Consider the following 19,528-nt stretch of genomic DNA (forward strand, 5'->3'; position numbering starts at 1 on the left):
CACCGGCGCATAGATATATGTACGGCGCGCCCCCCGAAACGTACGCCTTCGTACGGCGATGCCCTGGATGCCGGTGGGTGATGTGAGATCCGCCGCTCCCCGGGCGGACGGTGTCCGCGTTCCCGGTCGTTCCGCACCTGTACGCAGCGGGGCGGAATCCTCTTAAGGTGAGGAGTATTGGAAGCCGGTGGTGTCGACGGGCCGCCGGTGGTCGCGAGGAGGACTGCGGTGAGCGAGACGAGCCCCAAGCTGCGCGCCGAGCTGGAGGGTATCCCCACCTACAAGCCGGGCAAGCCGGCGGCGACCGGCGGCCCGGTCGCCTACAAGCTGTCCTCCAACGAGAACCCCTACCCGCCGCTGCCCGGGGTGCTGGAGAGTGTGACGGCGGCGGCCTGCGACTTCAACCGCTACCCGGACATGGCCTGCGCCGGGCTGATGAACGAGCTGTCCGACCGCTTCGGTGTACCGCTCTCCCACCTGGCCACCGGCACCGGTTCGGTCGGGGTCGCCCAGCAGTTGATCCAGGCCACCAGCGGCCCCGGCGACGAGGTGATCTACGCCTGGCGGTCGTTCGAGGCGTACCCGATCATCACGCAGATCAGCGGTGCCCGCTCGGTGCAGGTGCCGCTGACGCCCGGGGATGTGCACGACCTGGACGCGATGGCGGACGCGATCACCGACCGGACGCGCCTGATCTTCGTCTGCAACCCCAACAACCCGACCGGCACGGTGGTGCGACGGGCCGAGTTGGAGCGCTTCCTCGACCGGGTGCCCGACGACGTGCTGGTGGTGCTGGACGAGGCCTACCGGGAGTTCATCCGCGACCCCGAGGTGCCCGACGGCGTCCAGCTGTACCGGCAGCGGCCCAACGTCTGCGTCCTGCGGACCTTCTCCAAGGCGTACGGGCTGGCCGGGCTGCGCGTCGGTTTCGCGATCGCCCACGAGCCGGTGGCGGCGGCCCTGCGCAAGACGGCGGTGCCGTTCGGGGTGAGTCAGCTGGCGCAGGAGGCGGCGATCGCCTCACTGCGGGCCGAGGACGAGCTGCTGGGCCGGGTCGGCTCACTGGTGTGCGAGCGCACGCGCGTGGTCGACGCGCTGCGGGCGCAAGGCTGGACGGTGCCGGAGACGCAGGCCAACTTCGTGTGGCTGCGGCTGGGGGACCGTACGGTCCCGTTCGCGCAGGCCTGTGAGGAGCACGGGGTGGTGATCCGGCCGTTCGCGGGCGAGGGTGTGCGGGTCACGGTCGGCGAGGCCGAGGCGAACGACATCTTCCTGAAGGTGGCCGAGGGATTCCGCAAGGAGATCTAGTCCGGCAGCAGCTCTACTGCTCGATCAGCTCCACCCGGATGGGGTCGCCGTCCCGTACGGTCGCCAGCAGGCCGGCGTCCCCCTCCACGCTGCCGAGGATGGTGCACGGGCTCGCGAGGCGGCACTCCTCGCCTCGCGAGACCGGCGTGGGGCCGTAGGGGAGGGCGAGGGCGTCGCCGTCCGTCCAGAAGGCCACCGTGCCCGGTTCCACGACCTGCCGGGCGTCCGTTTCACGTGAAACCGAGACGCCTGTGTCGAAATACACCTCCTGCCCCCATGTGTGCGCGGTCGATGCCAGCGGCAGTGCCTCGGCGAGTGCCCGTGCGGTCGGTCTGCCTGCGTCGAGGGTCGCGGTGATGTTCCCCGCGGGCCAGGAGATGCGTATCTGCATGGCGCGCAATTCAACAAGATGTTGAAGTTCCTGCCAAGCACCTGACCACCACGGCAAAGGGACACCCCCCCCTCGCGCGACCGAAAATCAGTGCGTCATAATGGCTTGTGAATGTGAACGCGTTCACAAGCGCGTCCCGTTTGCTCCGTATGTGGGCATCAAAAGGGGCAAACTGCCGCTGTACCACGGCGTAGTAAGGAGAGTGACGACGTGGACCTGGCTTTGGCGCCGGAGACACTGGCGCGCTGGCAGTTCGGCATCACCACCGTCTACCACTTCCTGTTCGTTCCGCTGACGATCTCCCTGGCCGCCCTCACGGCCGGGCTGCAGACGGCCTGGGCGCGCACGGAGAAGGAGAAGTACCTCAGGGCGACGAAGTTCTGGGGCAAACTCTTCCTGATCAACATCGCGATGGGCGTGGTCACCGGCATCGTGCAGGAGTTCCAGTTCGGCATGAACTGGTCGGACTACTCGCGCTTCGTCGGTGACATCTTCGGCGCCCCGCTCGCCTTCGAGGCGCTGATCGCGTTCTTCTTCGAGTCCACCTTCATCGGGCTGTGGATCTTCGGCTGGGACAAGCTGCCCAAGAAGATCCATCTGGCCTGCATCTGGATGGTCTCGATCGGCACGATCCTGTCGGCCTACTTCATCCTCGCGGCCAACTCCTGGATGCAGCATCCGGTCGGTTACCGGATCAACAAGGCCAAGGGCCGGGCGGAGCTGACCGACTTCTGGGCCGTGCTGACCCAGAACACCGCCCTCAGCCAGGCCTTCCACACCCTCTCCGCGGCCTTCCTGACCGGTGGTGCCTTCATGGTGGGCATCTCGGCCTACCACCTGGCCCGCAGGAAGCACATCCGCGAGATGAAGACCTCGCTGCGGCTCGGCCTGGTCACCGTGGTCATCGCCGGTCTGCTCACCGCGGTCAGCGGCGACACCCTCGGCAAGGTGATGTTCAAGCAGCAGCCGATGAAGATGGCCGCCGCCGAAGCGCTGTGGGACGGCCAGAGGCCGGCGCCGTTCTCGATCTTCGCCTACGGCGATGTGGACAAGGGCCACAACTCCGTCGCCATCGAGATCCCGGGCCTGCTGTCCTTCCTGGCCAATGACAACTTCACCTCGTACGTGCCCGGCATCAACGACGTCAACAAGGCCGAGCAGCAGAAGTTCGGGCCTGGTGACTACCGGCCCAACATCCCGGTCGCCTTCTGGGGCTTCCGCTGGATGATCGGCTTCGGCATGGCCTCCTTCGCCATCGGACTGGCCGGTCTCTGGCTCACCCGCAAGAAGTTCCTGCTGCCGCAGCACCTGCGGGTCGGTGAGGACGAGGTGCCGCACCTGGTGCTGTTCCCGTCCAAGGCGCTCAGCCCGGGGCTCAGCCCCTGGTTCTGGCGCATCGCGACCTGGACCATGGCCTTTCCGCTGATCGCCAACTCCTGGGGATGGATCTTCACGGAGATGGGCCGCCAGCCATGGGTCGTCTACGGCGTCCTGCGGACCCGGGACGCGGTCTCCCCCGGCGTTTCCCAGGGCGAGGTCCTCACCTCGATGGCCGTCTTCACCGCGCTGTACGCGATCCTCGCGGTCGTCGAGGTCAAGCTGCTCGCGAAGTACGTCAAGGCCGGCCCGCCCGAGCTGACCGAGGCCGACCTCAACCCACCCACGAAGATCGGCGGCGACACCCGTGACGCCGACAAACCGATGGCCTTCTCCTACTAGGCCGAGGGAACAGCCATGGAACTTCACGACGTCTGGTTCATCCTGATCGCCGTCCTGTGGACCGGCTACTTCTTCCTGGAGGGCTTCGACTTCGGAGTCGGCATCCTCACCAAGCTGCTGGCCCGCAACCGGCCGGAGCGCCGGGTGCTGATCAACACGATCGGCCCGGTCTGGGACGGCAACGAGGTGTGGCTGCTCACCGCGGGCGGTGCGACCTTCGCCGCGTTCCCGGAGTGGTACGCCACCCTTTTCTCCGGCTTCTACCTGCCGTTCCTGCTCATCCTGGTCTGCCTGATCGTTCGCGGTGTCGCCTTCGAGTACCGGGCCAAGCGGCCGGAGGAGACCTGGCAGCGCAACTGGGAGACGGCCGTCTTCTGGACCTCGCTGCTCCCGGCGTTCCTGTGGGGCGTGGCCTTCGGGAACATCGTGCGGGGCGTGAAGATCGACCAGCGGTTCGAGTACGTCGGCACCGTCGGGGACCTGCTCAACCCCTACGCGCTGCTCGGCGGCCTGGTGACGCTGGCCCTCTTCACCTTCCACGGGGCGGTGTTCACCGCGCTCAAGACCGTCGGGGACATCCGGGTACGGGCGCGGAAGCTGGCCCGGTGGGTCGGTCTGGTCGCGGCCGTCGTGGCGCTCGCCTTCCTGCTGTGGACGCAGGCCGACAGCGGTGACGGCTCGAGCCTGGTCGCCCTGATCGTCGCCGTCGTCGCTCTGGTGGCAGCCCTCGTGGCCAACCAGCTCGGGCGGGAGGGCTGGGCGTTCACGCTGTCCGGCGCGACGATCGTGGCGGCCGTGGCGATGCTCTTCCTGTCGCTCTTCCCGAACGTCATGCCGTCCACACTGAACGGAGACTGGAGCCTGACGGTCACCAATGCGTCTTCGAGCCCCTACACCTTGAAGATCATGACCTGGCTGGCGGTGATCGCCACGCCGATCGTCCTGCTCTACCAGGGCTGGACCTACTGGGTCTTCCGCAAGCGGATCGGCACCCAGCACATAGCTGTCGACGCTGCCGCGCACTGAGTCCGCCGGGGGTGTGTTTCACGTGAAACGCACCCCCGGGACGGAAGGGGCATGTTTCACGTGAAACCCATCGATCCACGCCTCCTGCGGTACGCCCGCGCCACCCGGCTCTTCCTCGCGGCGGTGGTCGGGCTGGGCGCCGTGGGTGCCGGGCTGGTCATCGCCCAGGCGATGCTCGTCGCCGAGATCGTCGTCGGAGCGTTCCAGCACGGGCAGTCCGCCATGGAACTGCGCACTCCCCTGGTGCTCTTGGCCGCGGTGGCCGTGGGCCGGGCCCTTGTCGCGTGGCTCACCGAGCTGGCGGCTCACCGTGCGAGTGCGGCCGTGAAGTCCGCACTGCGGGGGCGGCTGCTCGACCGGGCGGCGGCGCTCGGGCCGGGATGGCTGAGCGGTCAGCGGACCGGATCGCTGGTCACGCTGGTCACGCGCGGGGTCGACGCCCTGGACGACTACTTCTCCCGCTACCTGCCGCAGTTGGGGCTCGCCGTGGTCGTGCCGGTGGCGGTGCTGGCGCGGATCGTCACCGAGGACTGGGTGTCGGCGGCGATCATCGTCGGGACCCTGCCGCTGATCCCGGTCTTCATGACGCTGATCGGCTGGGCGACCCAGTCCCGGATGGACCGGCAGTGGCGGTTGCTGTCCCGGCTGTCCGGTCACTTCCTGGACGTCGTCGCGGGGCTGCCGACCCTCAAGGTGTTCGGCCGGGCCAAGGCGCAGGCCGCGTCCATCCGGCGGATCACCGGCGAGTACCGGCAGGCCACCTTGCGCACCCTGCGGATCGCCTTCCTCTCCTCCTTCGCGCTGGAGCTGCTGGCCACGCTGTCGGTGGCACTGGTCGCGGTGACGATCGGCATGCGGCTCGTGCACGGGGAGATGGACCTCTACACCGGGCTGGTGATCCTGGTGCTGGCGCCCGAGGCCTATCTGCCGCTGCGGCAGGTGGGGGCGCAGTACCACGCGGCGGCGGAGGGGCTGGCCGCGGCGGAGGACATCTTCTCCGTGCTGGAAACCCCGGTGCCGGCGTCGGGGACCGGTGCGGTGCCCATGGGCGGGGTGGCCTTCGAAGGGGTCACCGTGCGGTATCCGGGGCGGGCTACGGATGCGGTGACCGGTGTGTCGTTCACCGTGGGGCCCGGGGAGACGGTGGCGCTGGTCGGGCCGAGCGGGGCGGGCAAGTCGACGCTGCTCGGCGTGCTGCTGGGGTTCGTGCGGCCCACCGAGGGCAGGGTGCGGATCGGGGACGCGGATCTCGCCGGGCTCGATCCGGCGCAGTGGCGGTCGCGGATCGCGTGGGTGCCGCAGCGGCCGCATCTGTACGCCGGGACCATTGCGGAGAACGTGCGGCTGGCCCGCCCGGAGGCCGATGCCGCCGCCGTGCGCCGGGCGCTGCGGGACGCGGGTGCATGGGAGTTCGTGGCGGGGCTGCCCGAAGGGGTCGACACCGTGCTCGGGGAGGACGGGGCGGGGCTTTCGGCGGGGCAGCGGCAACGGCTCGCTCTGGCGCGGGCGTTCCTCGCGGACCGGCCGGTGCTGGTGCTGGACGAGCCGACCGCTGCGCTGGACGGGGCGACGGAGGAGGACGTCGTCGCCGCGGTGCGCAGGCTCGCCGTGGGGCGGACCGTGCTGCTCGTCGTGCACCGGCCGGCGTTGCTGGGGGTGGCCGACAGGGTGGTACGGCTGGAAGGCGCCGGGTGCGAGCGGCCCCCGGCGGCCGGCGGACCCGTGCGGGCCGTGCGGGGGCTCCGCTCCCTGGAATCCGAGCCCCGTTCCCCCGTCACCCGGCTCACCGGGCCGGAAGGTGACCCGACGGCGTCCGGGACCGACGGGGCGGACGGCGGACCGGCAGCGGCTGGGCTCCGGGAGATACGCCGGGGGCCGGTCGAGTCACCGGAAGGGGAGCGGGAGCGTGGGCCGGCCGGGTCGTCGGGCGTGGGTCCGGGGCGTGGCTCGGCGCAGGGGACGGCAGGGCGGGGGCGGAGCGTGCCGGCGCGGGTCCGGGCAGCCGGACGGCGGTGGTCGGGTCGGCTGGCCGGGGCGTTGGGACTGGGGAGCCTGGCGGTCGGGAGTGCCGTCGGGCTGATGGCGACCTCGGGATGGCTCATCTCCCGGGCCTCGCAGCAGCCGCCGGTGCTCTACCTGATGGTGGCGGTGACCGCGACCCGCGCCTTCGGGATCGGGCGGGCCGTGTTCCGGTACGCCGAGCGGCTGGTCTCGCACGACGCCGTCCTGCGGATGCTCGCCGACACCCGGGTCGCGGTGTACCGGCGGCTGGAGCGCCTGGCTCCCGCGGGACTGCGCGACGCCCGGCGTGGTGATCTGCTCACCCGGCTGGTCGCGGACGTGGACGCCTTCCAGGACTACTGGCTGCGCTGGCTGCTGCCCGCCGGTGTCGCCCTCACCGTCTCCGTCGCCTCGGTCGGCTTCACGGCCTGGCTGCTGCCCGAGGCCGGTGCCGCCCTCGCGGTGGGCCTGCTGGCGGCCGGTGCCGGGGTTCCGCTGCTGACCGCGGCCGTGGCCCGGCGGACCGAGCGGCGGCTGGCGCCCGCCCGGGGCGCGCTCGCGACCCGGGTGACCGACCTGCTCACCGGCACGGCCGAGCTGACCGTCGCCGGTGCGCTGCCGGCCCGCACGGACGCTGCCCGGCGGGCCGACGGCACCCTCACCCGGATCGCCGCGCGGGCCGCCGCCGTCACCGGGCTGGGTGACGGACTGACCGCGCTGGTCTCCGGGCTGACCGTCACGGCCACCGCGGTGTCCGGCGCGCAGGCGGTGGCGGCCGGCCGGCTGGGCGGCGTGGCGATGGCCGTGGTGGTCCTGACCCCGCTGGCCGCCTTCGAAGCCGTCCTGGGGCTGCCGCTCGCCGTGCGGTACCGGCAGCGGGTGCGGCGCAGCGCGGAGCGGGTGTACGAGGTGCTGGACGCCCCTGAGCCCGTACGGGAGCCGGAGTCGCCCCGGCAGGCGCCCGCCTCGCCGTTCCCGGTGGTCCTCAGGGGGGTCTCCGCGCGGTACGAAGGGCAGCGGCGGGACGCGCTCGCCGGGCTGGACCTGACGCTGGAGCAGGGGCGCCGGATCGCGGTGGTCGGAACGTCCGGGGCCGGCAAGACGACGCTCGCGCAGGTGCTGCTGCGGTTCCTCGACCCGGAGGCGGGTGCGTACACGCTCGGCGGTGTGGACGCGTGCGCGCTGGCCGGTGACGACGTACGGCGGTTCGTCGGGCTGTGCGCGCAGGACGCGCACCTCTTCGACAGCTCGGTGCGCGAGAACCTGCTGCTGGCGCGGAGGGACGCGACCGAGGCCGACCTGCGTGGCGCACTGGCCCGGGCCCGGCTGCTGGACTGGGTGGACTCGCTGCCCGAGGGCCTGGACACCCTCGTGGGTGAGCACGGGGCGCGGCTGTCCGGTGGGCAGCGGCAGCGGCTGGCGCTGGCCCGCGCGCTGCTGGCCGGTTTCCCGGTGCTGGTGCTGGACGAGCCCGCCGAGCACCTGGACGTGGCGACGGCCGATGCGCTGACCGCCGATCTGCCGGCCGCGACCGAGGGGCGCACGACCTTGCTGATCACCCACCGGATGGCGGGGCTGGACGCGGTGGACGAGGTGATCGTGCTGGACGCGGGGCGGGTGGTGCAGCGGGGGCCGTACCAGCGGCTGATCACGGAGGAGGGACCGCTCAGGGAGATGGCCCGCCGGGAGGCCGAGGCGGAGGCCCTGCTGACGGTGGGCTGAGTCACCGCGCGGGCAGCGCGGGGCACCGCAAGGGCGGGGGCCGGTCTCGCCCGTTCCGCCCCTCGGCCGGGCGGCCGGGCGGCCGGCGGGGGTCAGCGTGCCTGCCGTGCGAGCAGGTGCTCGATCACCACCGCGACACCGTCGTCGTTGTTGGCGACCGTGCGGCCCGAGGCGGCGGCGACGGCGTCCGGGTGGGCGTTGCCCATCGCGTAGGACCGGCCGGCCCAGGTCAGCATCTCGACGTCGTTGGGCATGTCACCGAAGGCCACAACCTCTTCGGGCGAGATGCCGCGTTCGGCGCAGCACAGGGCGAGGGTGCTGGCCTTGGAGACGCCCGGGCCGCTCAGTTCCAGCAGCGCGCTGGGGCTGGAGCGGGTGACGTTGGCGTGCTCGGCGACGGCCGGCCGGGCGAGGGTCAGGAAGGCGTCGGGGTCGAGGGAGGGGTGGTAGGCGAGGATCTTGAGGACGGGCTGGTCGGCGTCGGGGCCGTCCGGGGCGAGCAGTTCCTCGGCGGGCAGGAGGTTGTCGGGTATCTCCATGTGCAGCTTGGGATAGTCCGGCTCCTGGTGGAAGCCGTAGGTCTGCTCGACCGCGAACACCGTGCCCGGTGCCGCGTCGCGCAGCAGTTTCACGGCCTTCAGGGCGTTCTCCCGGCTCAGTTCGCGGACCTTCACGAACCGGTGCGCGCCGGGGCCGCCGTGCAGGTCGACCACGGCGGCGCCGTTGCCGCAGATGGCCAGGCCGTGGCCGTGGACGTGCTCGCTGACCACGTCCATCCAGCGGGCCGGCCGGCCGGTGACGAAGAAGACCTCGATGCCGGCCTCCTCGGCGGCGGCCAGGGCGGCGACGGTCCGCGGGGAGACCGATTTGTCGTCGCGCAGCAGAGTGCCGTCGAGGTCGGTGGCGATCAGCCGCGCGGGCGTGGCGGCGGCAGGGGTCCCGGGCTGTCTGGTCGCTGAGGTCACCCGGTCATTCTCGCGCATATGCCCGCACGGCCGTGCACCGCTGCGCGCAGATGAGACACAGATGACGTCGAGCCGCTCAGGCCAGCTGGGCGGGGGCCTCCATGGCGATCTCCTCGAAGACCTTCTCGTCCGCGGCGAAGTCGGAGTCCGGGATGGGCCAGTGGATCACGATCTCGGTGAAGCCCAGCTCCTGGTGGCGGCCGGCGAAGTCCACGAAGGCGTCCAGGGAGACGAGCGGACGGCTACGGTCCGGGGTGAAGCCGGTGAGCAGGATCTTGTCCAGCCCGGTGACATCCCGCCCGATGGCCGCGCACGCCTCGGACAGCTTGCCGATCTGCCCGCGCAGGGCGTCGACGGACTGCTCCGGCGTGCCGTTCTCGTACAGCTTCGGGTCGCCGGTGGTGACCCACGCCTGGCCGTGGCGCGCGGCGAGCTTCAGGCCCCGCGGGCCGGTGGCCGCCACGGCGAACGGCAGCCGGGGGCGCTGCACACAGCCCGGGATGTTCCGGGCCTCGTGCGCCGAGTAGAAGCGGCCCTCGTGCGTCACGGCGTCCTCGGTGAGCAGCCGGTCCAGCAGGGGCACGAACTCGGCGAAGCGGTCGGCGCGCTCGCGCGGGGTCCACGGGTCCTGGCCGAGGGCGGTGGCGTCGAACCCGGTGCCGCCCGCGCCGACGCCGAGGGTGACCCGGCCGCCGGAGATGTCGTCCAGGGAGATCAGCTCCTTGGCGAGGGTCACCGGGTGGCGGAAGTTCGGTGAGGTGACGAGGGTGCCGAGGCGCAGCCGCTCGGTGGCCGCCGCGGCCGCCGTCAGCGTCGGGACCGCGCCGAACCAGGGGCCGTCACGGAAACTGCGCCAGGACAGGTGGTCGTAGGTGTACGCCGTGTGGAAGCCGAGCTGTTCGGCGCGCACCCAGGCCGCGCGGGCGCCCTCGTGCCAGCGGCGGTACGGCAGGATCACGGTGCTCAGACGCAGACTCATGGGTCCGAGCGTAAGCGGCGGCGCGGCCGGCGGACGAACCGGTCACGCTGTGCGGCCATGGGGTCACGCGGTCCTCAGCGCGGGCCGGGGAAGCGGAGGTAGCGCGGCGGTACGGCGGACGTCAGCCAGACTCCGTTGGCGCTGACGTGGAAGACGTGGCCGTCGCGGTGCATGGCTCCGGCGTCGACGGCCAGCACCACGGGCCGGCCCCGGCGGGCGCCGACCCGGGTGGCGGTCTCCCGGTCGGCGGAGAGGTGGACGGCGTGCCGGGTCATGGGCCGCAGGCCCTCCGCGCGGATGGCGTCCAGGTGCGCGGCGACCGTGCCGTGGTAGAGGTACGGCGGCGGGGTCGCCGGGGGCAGGCCGAGGTCGACCCGGATGCTGTGGCCCTGGCTGGCGCGGATCCTATCGCCCTCGATGACGAAGCGCCGTTTGTCGTTGGTGGCGACGACGTGGTCCAGCTCCTCCCGGGTGAACCGGAACCCGTGGGCCGCCGCGGCGGTGATCAGTGTGTCGACCTCCACCCAGCCGCCCGGGTCCGGGGTGAGCCCGATGCGCTCGGGCTGGTGGCGCAGGTGTCTGGCGAGGTATTTCGACACCTTCACGGTGCGGCTTTCGTCCATGGGCCCCAGGGTGGGGGAGAGACGCGGATCACGCAGGTTGTTTTTGCCCGGAGGTTTGATCCACAGCCAAGTACGGTTATCCACAGGGGATTTGGCGAAGATGTGGACAACGGGCGGCCGCGGGCCGCCGGTCGGCGGGATCCACGGCCGCCGACGGCATTCACAGCCTCGGCTCCACCCGGGCGATCCGCCGCGACAGCCGCGGCGCGAAACGGGACAGCAGGCGCGCCGCCTTGGCCTCCGGGGTCACCGGAACCACCGCCCTGTCGGCTGCCACCGCGTCCAGGACGGCGGTCGCCACCTTCTCCGGCGGGTAGTTGCGCAGCCCGTACAGGCGGGCGGAGCGCCGCCGGCGGCGAAGTTCTTCCGCCTCGTCCACGCCCGTGAAGCGGGCCGTGGCGGTGATGCCGGTGTTGACGAAGCCCGGACAGACGGCGGTGACACCGATGCCCCGGGGAGCCAGTTCGGCGCGCAGGCACTCGGACAGCATGAGCACGGCCGCCTTGGAGGTGCTGTAGGCGGGCAGTGCGCGCGAGGGCTGGTAGGCCGCCGCGGACGCGATGGTGACGATGTGGCCGCCCTGGCCGCGCTCGGCCATGCGCGCCCCGAAGAGCCGGCACCCGTGGATCACTCCCCACAGGTTGACGTCCAGCACCTTGCGCCAGTCGTCGGTCGTCGTGGTGAGGAAGGAACCGGCCAGGCCGATGCCCGCGTTGTTGACCAGCACGTCGAGCACGCCGTACTGGTGGTGGACCTTCTCCGCGAGTACCTCCATGGCCTGCTCGTCGGAGACGTCGGCCGGTTCGGCCCAGGCCCCGGCCGCCCCGGCCAGCCGGGCCAGTTCCGCCGTGCGGGCCGCGGCCTCGGCGTCGCGGTCGACGGCGACGATCCGCGCCCCGGCCTCCGCGAAGGCGATCGCCGTCGCCCGGCCGATGCCGCTGCCCGCGCCGGTGACCAGCACCAGCTGCCCGGCGAACCGGTCGGCGTGGCGGCCGGTGGCGGCCGGGGCGGGACGCCCGCCGTCCACCGAGGTGACGAACTGGTCGATCCAGGCGGCCACCTGGTCGGGCCGGGTGCGCGGGACCCAGTGCTTGACCGGGAGCGTGCGGCGGGTCAGCCGCGGCACCCACCGGTCCAGGTCGTCGTAGAGCCGCTCGGAGAGGAACGCGTCCTGCCGGGGCGTGATGAGCTGCACGGGCGCGTGCGCGTACGCGTCCGGGCGCGGCCTGCGCAGCCGGGCGCGGACGTTGTCCCGGTACAGCCAGGCGCCGTGGGCCGCGTCGGAGGGCAGGGAGCCGGTCGGGTAGTCGCCGCCGGGGACCCGCTCGGCCCGCTCAAGGATCTTCGGCCAGCGCTTGCCGAGCGGGCCGCGCCAGGCCAGCTCGGGCAGGACCGGGGTGTGCAGCAGGTAGACGTACCAGGACTTGGCGCCCTGGCCGAGGAGCTGCCCCGCGCGGCGGGGCGTGGGGCGCTTCAGGCGCGCGTCGATCCAGTGCCCGAAGTGGTCGAGGGAGGGTCCGGAGATGGACGTGAAGGAGGCGATACGGCCCTCCGTGCGGCCCACGGTGACGAACTCCCAGGACTGCACCGAGCCCCAGTCGTGCCCGACGAGGTGCACCGGCCGGTCCGGGCTGACCGCGTCCACGACGGCCAGGAAGTCGTCCGTGAGCTTGGCCAGGGTGAAGCCGCCGCGCAGCGGCCGGGGCGCCGTGGAGCGGCCGTGGCCCCGGACGTCGTAGAGGACGACGTGGAAGCGGCCGGCGAGCCGGACGGCCACCTCCGACCAGACCTCCTTGCTGTCCGGGTAACCGTGCACCAGCACCACCGTGGGCCGTTCCGGATCGCCCAGCTCGGCCACGCACAGCTCGACCCCGCCCGTACGCACCCAGCGCTCGCGTGCACCCTTCAAGGTCACTCCTCCTCCGCCCAGCGCCGCGTGCGCGGCAGCTCGTCGTCCGGCCGGAACGCGCTCTCCCCGGGGCCCCGGGAGCCGGTGACCACCCCGGACCTCCCCGCCCTGGAAACGGTACGGCGACCGGGCCCCGCGAGCGCCCGGCCCGCGTGAGCGCCCGTACTGGCCCGAAACGTGAATCTGACAGTTGTTAGAGGCCGCGTCAATAGGGCCGATCAAGGGCTGTGGACGACGGCCGGCCGACCCACACGGCCCACCCTTGGGTGGGAAACCCCTAGGGCCCCGTAATACCTGGGGCTGATGGGCAAACGGCTCTGAGGTCTGACGACGGACGTGGCCCGGATCACTACCGTCATAGGCGTGACTGTGATCGCGACCGAAAGCCTGAGCAAGCGGTTCCCCCGGGTGACCGCGCTCGACCGGCTGTCCGTGGACATCGGACCCGGTGTGACCGGACTCGTCGGGGCCAACGGCGCCGGCAAGTCCACCCTGATCAAGATCCTGCTGGGCCTGTCCCCCGCCACGGAGGGCCGCGCCCGGGTGCTCGGCCTCGACGTCGCCGCCGAAGGCGCCGCCATCCGCGAGCGCGTGGGGTACATGCCGGAGCACGACTGCCTGCCGCCGGACGTCTCGGCCACCGAGTTCGTCGTCCACATGGCGCGCATGTCCGGCCTGCCGCCCGCCGCCGCCCGCGAGCGCACCGCCGACACCCTGCGCCACGTCGGTCTCTACGAGGAGCGGTACCGCCCCATCGGCGGCTACTCGACCGGTATGAAACAGCGGGTCAAGCTCGCCCAGGCGCTGGTGCACGACCCGCAGCTGGTCTTCCTGGACGAGCCGACCAACGGCCTCGACCCGGTCGGCCGCGACGAGATGCTCGGCCTGATCCGCCGCATCCACACCGACTTCGGCATCTCGGTGCTGGTCACCTCGCACCTGCTGGGCGAACTGGAGCGCACCTGCGACCACGTCGTCGTCATCGACGGCGGCAAGCTGCTGCGCTCCAGCTCCACCACCGACTTCACCCAGACCACGACCACGCTCGCGATCGAGGTCACCGACAGCGACACCCACCCGGACGGCACCCGCGCGGTCCGCGAGGCGCTCCACGCGCGCGGGGCCGAGACGCAGGCGGAGGCCGGCGGCCTGCCCGGCGCCGGACACATCCTGCTGCTGACCGCCACGGGCGAGGAGACCTACGACCTCGTCCGGGACGTGGTCGCCGACCTCGGCCTCGGCCTGGTCCGCATGGAACAGCGCCGGCACCACATCTCCGAGGTGTTCACCAGCAGCGACGAACAGCGGAAGGAGGCCGTCGGCCATGGCGGTTGAGCAGCCCGCGTACACGGCGACGACGCCCGCCGGCGACCAGACCCGCATCCACGACATCGGCTACCGCGGCTACGACGGCCCGCGCCTCGGCCGCGCCTACGCCCGCCGCTCGCTGTACTCGCAGTCCCTGCGCGGCGCCTACGGCCTCGGCCGCTCGGTGAAGTCCAAGGTGCTGCCGATGCTGCTGTTCGCGGTGATGTGCGTGCCCGCCGCCATCATGGTCGCGGTCGCCGTCGCCACCAAGGCGCACGAACTCCCGGTGTCCTACACCCGGTACGCGATCATCATGCAGGCCGTGATCAGCCTGTACGTCGCCTCGCAGGCACCCCAGGCGGTCTCCCGCGACCTGCGCTTCAAGACCGTACCGCTGTACTTCTCGCGGCCCATCGAGACGGCCGACTACGTCCGCGCCAAGTTCGCGGCCCTCGCCTCGGCGCTGTTCGTCCTCACCGGCGCCCCGCTGCTCGTGATGTACGCGGGCGCCCTGCTGTCCAAGATGGGCTTCGCCCACCAGACCAAGGAATTCGCCCAGGGACTGGTCGCCGTGGCCCTGCTCTCTCTGCTCTTCGCCGGTATCGGCCTGGTCATCGCCGCGTTCACCCCGCGCCGCGGCTTCGGCATCGCCGCCGTGATCGCCGTACTGACCATCTCCTACGGCGCGGTGTCCACCCTCCAGGCCATCGCCGACACCCAGGGCAACAGCGGGGCCGTCCCGTGGATCGGCCTGTTCTCGCCCGTCACACTGATCGACGGCGTGCAGTCCGCCTTCCTCGGCGGCAGCTCCGCCTTCCCCGGCGGGACCGGCCCGTCCGGCGGCGAGGGCGCGGTCTACGTCCTGTTCGTCCTCGGTCTGACCGCCGCCTGCTACGGCGTCCTGATCCGCCGCTACCGGAAGGTGGGCCTGTGATGACCACGCTCTCCATCGACCACGTCTCCCGCTGGTTCGGCAACGTCGTCGCCGTCAACGACATCACCATGACCATCGGTCCCGGCGTCACCGGCCTGCTCGGCCCCAACGGCGCCGGCAAGTCCACCCTGATCAACATGATGGGCGGCTTCCTCGCCCCCTCCACCGGCACGGTCACCCTCGACGGCCGGCCCGTCTGGCGCAACGAGGAGATCTACCGGCACATCGGCATCGTCCCCGAGCGGGAGGCGATGTACGACTTCCTCACCGGCCGCGAGTTCGTCGTCGCCAACGCCGAACTGCACGGCCTGGGCGACAAGGCCGCACGGCGCGCCCTCGCCACGGTCGAGATGGAGTACGCGCAGGACCGGAAGATCTCCACCTACTCCAAGGGCATGCGGCAGCGCGTGAAGATGGCGAGCGCCCTCGTGCACGATCCGTCGCTGCTGCTGCTCGACGAGCCGTTCAACGGCATGGACCCGCGCCAGCGCATGCAGCTGATGGACCTGCTGCGCAGGATGGGCGACGAGGGCCGCACGGTGCTGTTCTCCTCGCACATCCTGGAGGAGGTCGAGCAGCTCGCCCGGCACATCGAGGTCGTCGTCGCCGGACGGCACGCGGCCAGCGGCGACTTCCGCCGGATCCGCCGCCTGATGACCGACCGCCCGCACCGCTACCTGGTGCGCTCCAGTGACGACCGCGCCCTCGCGGCCGCGCTGATCGCCGACCCCTCCACGGCCGGCATCGAGGTCGACCACGCCGAGGGCGCGCTGCGCGTCCAGGCCGTCGACTTCGGCCGCTTCACCGCCCTGCTGCCGAAGGTCGCCCGCGACCACGGCATCCGGCTCCTGACGGTCTCGCCCTCCGACGAGTCCCTGGAGTCCGTCTTCTCGTATCTGGTCGCGGCGTAGGAGGCCGAAGATGTACGACCCCACTGTCGCCCGGCTCACCTACCGGGCCCTGCTCGGCCGTCGCCGGGCCCTCATCCTCGGCGCGTTGCCGCTGCTGCTCATCGTGCTCTCCGTGGCCGTGCGCGCCCTGACCGGAGCCGACGACCAGACGGCCGCCGACGTCCTCGGCGGTTTCGCGCTCGCCACCATGGTGCCGATCATCGGTGTCATCGCGGGCACGGGCGCCATCGGCCCGGAGATCGACGACGGCTCCGTGGTCTACCTGCTGTCCAAGCCGCTCAAGCGGCCCACGATCATCCTCACGAAGCTGATCGTCGCCATCGCCGTGACCATGGTCTTCTCGGCGGTGCCGACCCTGATCGCGGGCCTGATCCTGAACGGCAACGGCCAGCAGATCGCCGTCGCCTACACGGTCGCCGCGCTGGTCTCCTCCATCGCCTACTCGGCGCTCTTCCTGCTGCTGGGCACCGTCTCCCGGCACGCGGTGGTCTTCGGGCTCGTCTACGCGCTGGTCTGGGAGGCGCTGTTCGGCTCCCTGGTGCCGGGCGCGCGCACGCTGAGCGTCCAGCAGTGGTCGCTGGCCGTGGCCCACAAGATGGCCGGCGGTGACCTGGTGACCTCCGAGGTGGGCCTGCCGACGGCCACCGTGCTGCTGGTGGCGGTCACCGTGCTGGCCACCTGGTACGCCGGGCAGAAGCTGCGCTCGCTGACGCTGGCGGGCGAGGAGTGAGCCCCGGCGGTCCGCCGCGGCTTTGACGGAGACTCCACCCGTCCTGGGCACAGAACGATCCCCCGGCCGGCTGGTTCTTCGGCAAGGCGCGGCGCCGCCGGTGGCGGCCGTTTCGCCCGCTTTTAATCGGTGGCGCCCAACTCGTCGGCGGGGCAGAGTGATTGCGCACCATCCGCCGGGATCGTCCCGGCGTCACCGACCGGGAGTGGAGGTGGGCGATGTCCATGCACGGCAGTACGCCCGGCTCCCGACAGGGCGGCCCGAGGCCGGCTCCGGGGTGATTCCCTACCGCTCCGTGGAGCCACGGAAGCTGCCCGGGGCGGTCGCTTCGAGCACGCGACGTCACTCTCGCGTGGACCGCCCTCCCGGAGGATTGGCCGAGTGGTAAGGCACCGGCTCGCACTGTGTTCCGCACGGGCGAGTCGTGGTCGGGCAGGGTCATGCCCGCGCACGTTCGAACCGTGCATCCTCCGCAACACGGCACCGCCCTGCGGCACCGGGGGCGGACAGAAGCGCGTCCGGGGCAATCGGGTGCTGCCCCGGCCCGCTAGCCGAGCAGCCGCTCCAGCACCACCGCGATGCCGTCCTCCTCGGGGGACGACGTGACCTCGTCGGCCACCGCCTTCAGCTCCTCGTGGGCGCCGGCCATGGCCACCCCGTAGGAGGCCCAGGCGAACATCGGGATGTCGTTGGGCATGTCGCCGAAGGCGATGGTGTCGGCGGCCTTCAGGCCGAGCCGACGGGCCGCCAGGGACAGGCCCGTGGCCTTGGACAGACCGAGCGGGAGCAGCTCGACGATGCCCGCGCCCGCCATGGCCACCGTGACGAAGCCGCCGGCCGTCCGCCGGGCCGCGTCCGCCAGCTCGTCGTCGCTCAGCGTCGGGTGCTGGATGTAGATCTTGTTGAGGGGCGCCGCCCAGAGGTCGGAGGCGTCCGTCAACGGGGTCGCCGGCAGTGTGCCGGTGACCGCGTACCCCGGGCCCACCAGCACCTCGCCGTCGAGGCCGTCCCGGCTGGCCGCCAGGTGCAGCGGCCCGACCTCCGCCTCGATCTTGGCCAGGGCCACCCCCGCCAGCTGCCGGTCCAGGGTGACCGAGGTCAGCAGGCGGTGCGCGCCGGCGTCGTAGACCTGGGCGCCCTGGCCGCAGACGGCGAGGCCGTCGTAGCCGAGGTCGTCCAGGATGTGCCGGGTCCAGGGGACCGCGCGGCCGGTGACGACGATGTGCGCGGCGCCCGCCGCGGTGGCCGCGGCGAGCGCGTCACGGGTGCGCTGCGAGACCGACTCGTCGGAGCGCAGCAGGGTTCCGTCGAGGTCGGTGGCGACCAGCCCGTAGGGGAAAGTCACCGGGACACCGGCTCCAGGACCTCGCGTCCGCCCAGGTAGGGGCGCAGCACCTCGGGGACCCGGACGGATCCGTCGGCCTGCTGGTGGTTCTCCAGGATCGCCACGATCGTGCGCGGTACGGCGCACAGCGTGCCGTTGAGGGTCGCGAGCGGCTTGACCTGCTTGCCGTCACGGAGCCGGATGGACAGCCGGCGGGACTGGAACTCGGTGCAGTCCGAGGTCGACGTCAGCTCGCGGTACTTGCCCTGGGTCGGGATCCACGCCTCGCAGTCGAACTTGCGGGCGGCCGAGGAGCCGAGGTCACCGGAGGCGACGTCGATGACGCGGAAGGGCAGCTCCAGCGAGGTCAGCCACTGCTTCTCCCACTCCAGCAGCCGCTGGTGCTCGGCCTGGGAGTCCTCGGGACGGACGTACGAGAACATCTCGACCTTGTCGAACTGGTGCACCCGGAAGATCCCCCGGGTGTCCTTGCCGTGCGAGCCGGCCTCGCGGCGGAAGCACGGGGAGAAGCCCGCGTACCGCAGCGGCAGCCGGTCGGCGTCGATGATCTCGTCCATGTGGTAGGCCGCCAGCGGGACCTCGGAGGTGCCGACCAGGTACAGGTCGTCCTTGTCGAGGTGGTAGACGTCCTGGGCGGCCTGGCCGAGGAAGCCGGTGCCGGCCATGGACTGCGGGCGGACCAGCGCCGGGGTGAGCATCGGGGTGAAGCCGGCGGCGGTGGCCTGGGCGATCGCCGCGTTCACCAGGGCCAGCTCCAGCAGGGCGCCGACACCGGTGAGGAAGTAGAAGCGGGAGCCGGAGACCTTGGCGCCGCGCTCGACGTCGATGGCGCCGAGCAGCTGGCCCAGCTCCAGGTGGTCCTTGGGCGTGAAGCCCTCGGCGCCGAAGTCGCGGATCGTGCCGTGCGTCTCCAGGGTGACGAAGTCCTCCTCGCCGCCGACGGGCACGTCGGGGTGGACGAGGTTGCCGAGCCGGAGCAGCAGCTCCTGGGTCTCGGTGTCGGCCGCGTCGCGCTCGGCGTCGGCGGCCTTGACGTCGGCCTTCAGCTGCTCGGCGCGCTTGAGCAGCTCGGCCTTCTCGTCGCCGGTGGCCTTGGGGATCTGCTTGCCGAGCTGCTTCTGCTCGGCACGCAGCTCGTCGAAGCGGACGCCGGAGGACCTGCGCCGCTCGTCGGCAGACAGGAGGGCGTCGACGAGCGCGACGTCCTCTCCACGGGCGCGCTGGGACGCGCGCACACGGTCGGGGTCTTCACGGAGCTGGCGAAGGTCAATCACGTGGCCCAGGCTACCGGTGCGCGGTCGAGGCTCACGAATCACTATTCCGGGAAGCCCGATGCGCGGCTTACCGTCCGTTATGCGTTAATTGCCGAGTGTGTCAGCGCGGCGGGCTTACGTCCGCGGAGCGCGTCAAGGGAAAAGTGTCTCACTACTTGGGACGAGTCATGTCCCGGGCGTCCGGTTGACCGGATTCCCTTGCGCCGCAGGGGATTTGGCGGCTCGGTTGTCCACAGGATTCCACACCCCCCGAAGAGTTATCCACAGGCTGTGGGGAAGCGCTGTGGATTTCGGAATTGATCACTCCGGAAAGTTCGAACGCGCTGAAGAATTCCTGGGTCAAACCCTGTCGACACCCACGTTCGGGTGGAAAACGGTCGCCC

At 71.7% G+C, this 19,528-nt stretch carries 15 protein-coding genes and 1 pseudogene; 9 read left to right on the forward strand and 7 right to left on the reverse strand.

Features of this window, described 5'->3' with window-relative positions:
• Positions 1-228 precede the first annotated feature (228 nt).
• Complete coding sequence (gene hisC, locus IE312_RS26850; protein WP_189984899.1) at positions 229-1,308, forward strand: histidinol-phosphate transaminase; 1,080 nt, start codon at positions 229-231, stop codon at positions 1,306-1,308.
• A 13-nt stretch (positions 1,309-1,321) separates the two neighbouring features.
• Here hisC and IE312_RS26855 read toward each other — a convergent pair whose 3' ends face one another.
• A complete protein-coding gene (locus tag IE312_RS26855; RefSeq protein WP_189984900.1) occupies positions 1,322-1,699 on the reverse strand; it encodes a cyclophilin-like fold protein in 378 nt (125 codons plus the stop codon).
• A gap of 210 nt (positions 1,700-1,909) precedes the next feature.
• Here IE312_RS26855 and IE312_RS26860 point away from each other — a divergent pair, with 210 nt between their 5' ends.
• From IE312_RS26860 to cydD, 3 genes are read left to right on the forward strand one after another with little or no spacing between them, the layout of a single operon-like run.
• Positions 1,910-3,418, forward strand: coding sequence for a cytochrome ubiquinol oxidase subunit I (locus IE312_RS26860; protein WP_189984901.1), 1,509 nt, complete (start codon positions 1,910-1,912; stop codon positions 3,416-3,418).
• A gap of 15 nt (positions 3,419-3,433) precedes the next feature.
• Positions 3,434-4,444: a cytochrome d ubiquinol oxidase subunit II gene (gene cydB / locus IE312_RS26865; protein ID WP_189984902.1), complete on the forward strand. Its 1,011-nt coding sequence runs from the start codon at positions 3,434-3,436 to the stop codon at positions 4,442-4,444.
• 60 nt (positions 4,445-4,504) lie between these two features.
• On the forward strand, positions 4,505-8,167 hold the full coding sequence (gene cydD / locus IE312_RS26870; protein ID WP_189984965.1) for a thiol reductant ABC exporter subunit CydD: 3,663 nt from the start codon (positions 4,505-4,507) through the stop codon (positions 8,165-8,167).
• Between the two features lie 92 nt (positions 8,168-8,259).
• Here the strand turns inward: cydD and IE312_RS26875 are convergent, their stop codons facing one another.
• The 4 genes from IE312_RS26875 to IE312_RS26890 all read right to left on the reverse strand — a co-directional run bounded on the left by IE312_RS26875 (position 8,260) and on the right by IE312_RS26890 (position 12,649).
• Positions 8,260-9,150, reverse strand: a complete 891-nt coding sequence (locus IE312_RS26875; protein ID WP_189984903.1) for a Cof-type HAD-IIB family hydrolase — start codon at positions 9,148-9,150, stop codon at positions 8,260-8,262.
• Between the two features lie 58 nt (positions 9,151-9,208).
• Positions 9,209-10,111, reverse strand: a complete 903-nt coding sequence (locus IE312_RS26880) for an LLM class flavin-dependent oxidoreductase (protein ID WP_189984904.1) — start codon at positions 10,109-10,111, stop codon at positions 9,209-9,211.
• Positions 10,112-10,185: 74 nt separating this feature from the next.
• The gene (locus tag IE312_RS26885) at positions 10,186-10,734 is read right to left on the reverse strand and encodes an RNA 2'-phosphotransferase (RefSeq protein ID WP_189984905.1); all 549 of its coding nucleotides are present in this window, start codon (positions 10,732-10,734) and stop codon (positions 10,186-10,188) included.
• Between the two features lie 160 nt (positions 10,735-10,894).
• Positions 10,895-12,649 carry an SDR family oxidoreductase gene (locus IE312_RS26890; RefSeq protein WP_189984906.1) on the reverse strand — a complete coding sequence of 585 codons (1,755 nt, stop codon included), beginning with the start codon at positions 12,647-12,649 and terminating at the stop codon, positions 10,895-10,897.
• Positions 12,650-13,012: 363 nt separating this feature from the next.
• Here IE312_RS26890 and IE312_RS26895 point away from each other — a divergent pair, with 363 nt between their 5' ends.
• The 5 genes and pseudogenes from IE312_RS26895 (at position 13,013) to IE312_RS26915 (ending at position 16,999) form a co-directional block, all read left to right on the forward strand.
• Positions 13,013-13,978: an ABC transporter ATP-binding protein gene (locus IE312_RS26895; protein WP_189984966.1), complete on the forward strand. Its 966-nt coding sequence runs from the start codon at positions 13,013-13,015 to the stop codon at positions 13,976-13,978.
• The gene (locus IE312_RS26900; RefSeq protein WP_189984907.1) at positions 13,968-14,885 is read left to right on the forward strand and encodes an ABC transporter permease subunit; all 918 of its coding nucleotides are present in this window, start codon (positions 13,968-13,970) and stop codon (positions 14,883-14,885) included. Before IE312_RS26895 ends, IE312_RS26900 begins: the two co-directional genes overlap by 11 nt.
• Complete coding sequence (locus tag IE312_RS26905; protein WP_189984908.1) at positions 14,885-15,796, forward strand: ABC transporter ATP-binding protein; 912 nt, start codon at positions 14,885-14,887, stop codon at positions 15,794-15,796. Before IE312_RS26900 ends, IE312_RS26905 begins: the two co-directional genes overlap by 1 nt.
• Positions 15,797-15,806: 10 nt before the next feature.
• Positions 15,807-16,526 carry an ABC transporter permease subunit gene (locus IE312_RS26910; protein WP_189984909.1) on the forward strand — a complete coding sequence of 240 codons (720 nt, stop codon included), beginning with the start codon at positions 15,807-15,809 and terminating at the stop codon, positions 16,524-16,526.
• 367 nt (positions 16,527-16,893) lie between these two features.
• Positions 16,894-16,999 (forward strand): annotated as a pseudogene (locus tag IE312_RS26915).
• A 74-nt stretch (positions 17,000-17,073) separates the two neighbouring features.
• Here IE312_RS26915 and IE312_RS26920 read toward each other — a convergent pair.
• Together IE312_RS26920 and serS are read right to left on the reverse strand one after the other, a co-directional pair.
• Positions 17,074-17,871 (reverse strand): HAD family hydrolase, encoded by a 798-nt coding sequence (locus tag IE312_RS26920; RefSeq protein WP_189984910.1) that lies wholly within the window; start codon positions 17,869-17,871, stop codon positions 17,074-17,076.
• Entirely contained in the window at positions 17,868-19,145 is a 1,278-nt protein-coding gene (gene serS / locus IE312_RS26925; protein WP_189984911.1) for a serine--tRNA ligase, read from the reverse strand. The genes IE312_RS26920 and serS overlap by 4 nt, the downstream gene beginning before the upstream one ends.
• Positions 19,146-19,528 lie beyond the last annotated feature (383 nt).

Origin of the sequence: Streptomyces capoamus, from assembly GCF_014654935.1 — a bacterium.
In the GTDB taxonomy this organism is placed as follows: Bacteria; Actinomycetota; Actinomycetes; order Streptomycetales; family Streptomycetaceae; genus Streptomyces; species Streptomyces capoamus.

Excerpts from the sequence above, each read along its gene's own strand:
- IE312_RS26855 (WP_189984900.1), bottom strand. The coding sequence starts at position 1,699 with ATGCAGATACGCATCTCCTGGCCCGCGGGGAACATCACCGCGACCCTC.
- cydB (WP_189984902.1), top strand. The coding sequence starts at position 3,434 with ATGGAACTTCACGACGTCTGGTTCATCCTGATCGCCGTCCTGTGGACC.
- IE312_RS26875 (WP_189984903.1), bottom strand. The coding sequence starts at position 9,150 with ATGCGCGAGAATGACCGGGTGACCTCAGCGACCAGACAGCCCGGGACC.
- IE312_RS26880 (WP_189984904.1), bottom strand. The coding sequence starts at position 10,111 with ATGAGTCTGCGTCTGAGCACCGTGATCCTGCCGTACCGCCGCTGGCAC.
- IE312_RS26885 (WP_189984905.1), bottom strand. The coding sequence starts at position 10,734 with ATGGACGAAAGCCGCACCGTGAAGGTGTCGAAATACCTCGCCAGACAC.
- IE312_RS26900 (WP_189984907.1), top strand. The coding sequence starts at position 13,968 with ATGGCGGTTGAGCAGCCCGCGTACACGGCGACGACGCCCGCCGGCGAC.
- IE312_RS26905 (WP_189984908.1), top strand. The coding sequence starts at position 14,885 with ATGACCACGCTCTCCATCGACCACGTCTCCCGCTGGTTCGGCAACGTC.
- IE312_RS26910 (WP_189984909.1), top strand. The coding sequence starts at position 15,807 with ATGTACGACCCCACTGTCGCCCGGCTCACCTACCGGGCCCTGCTCGGC.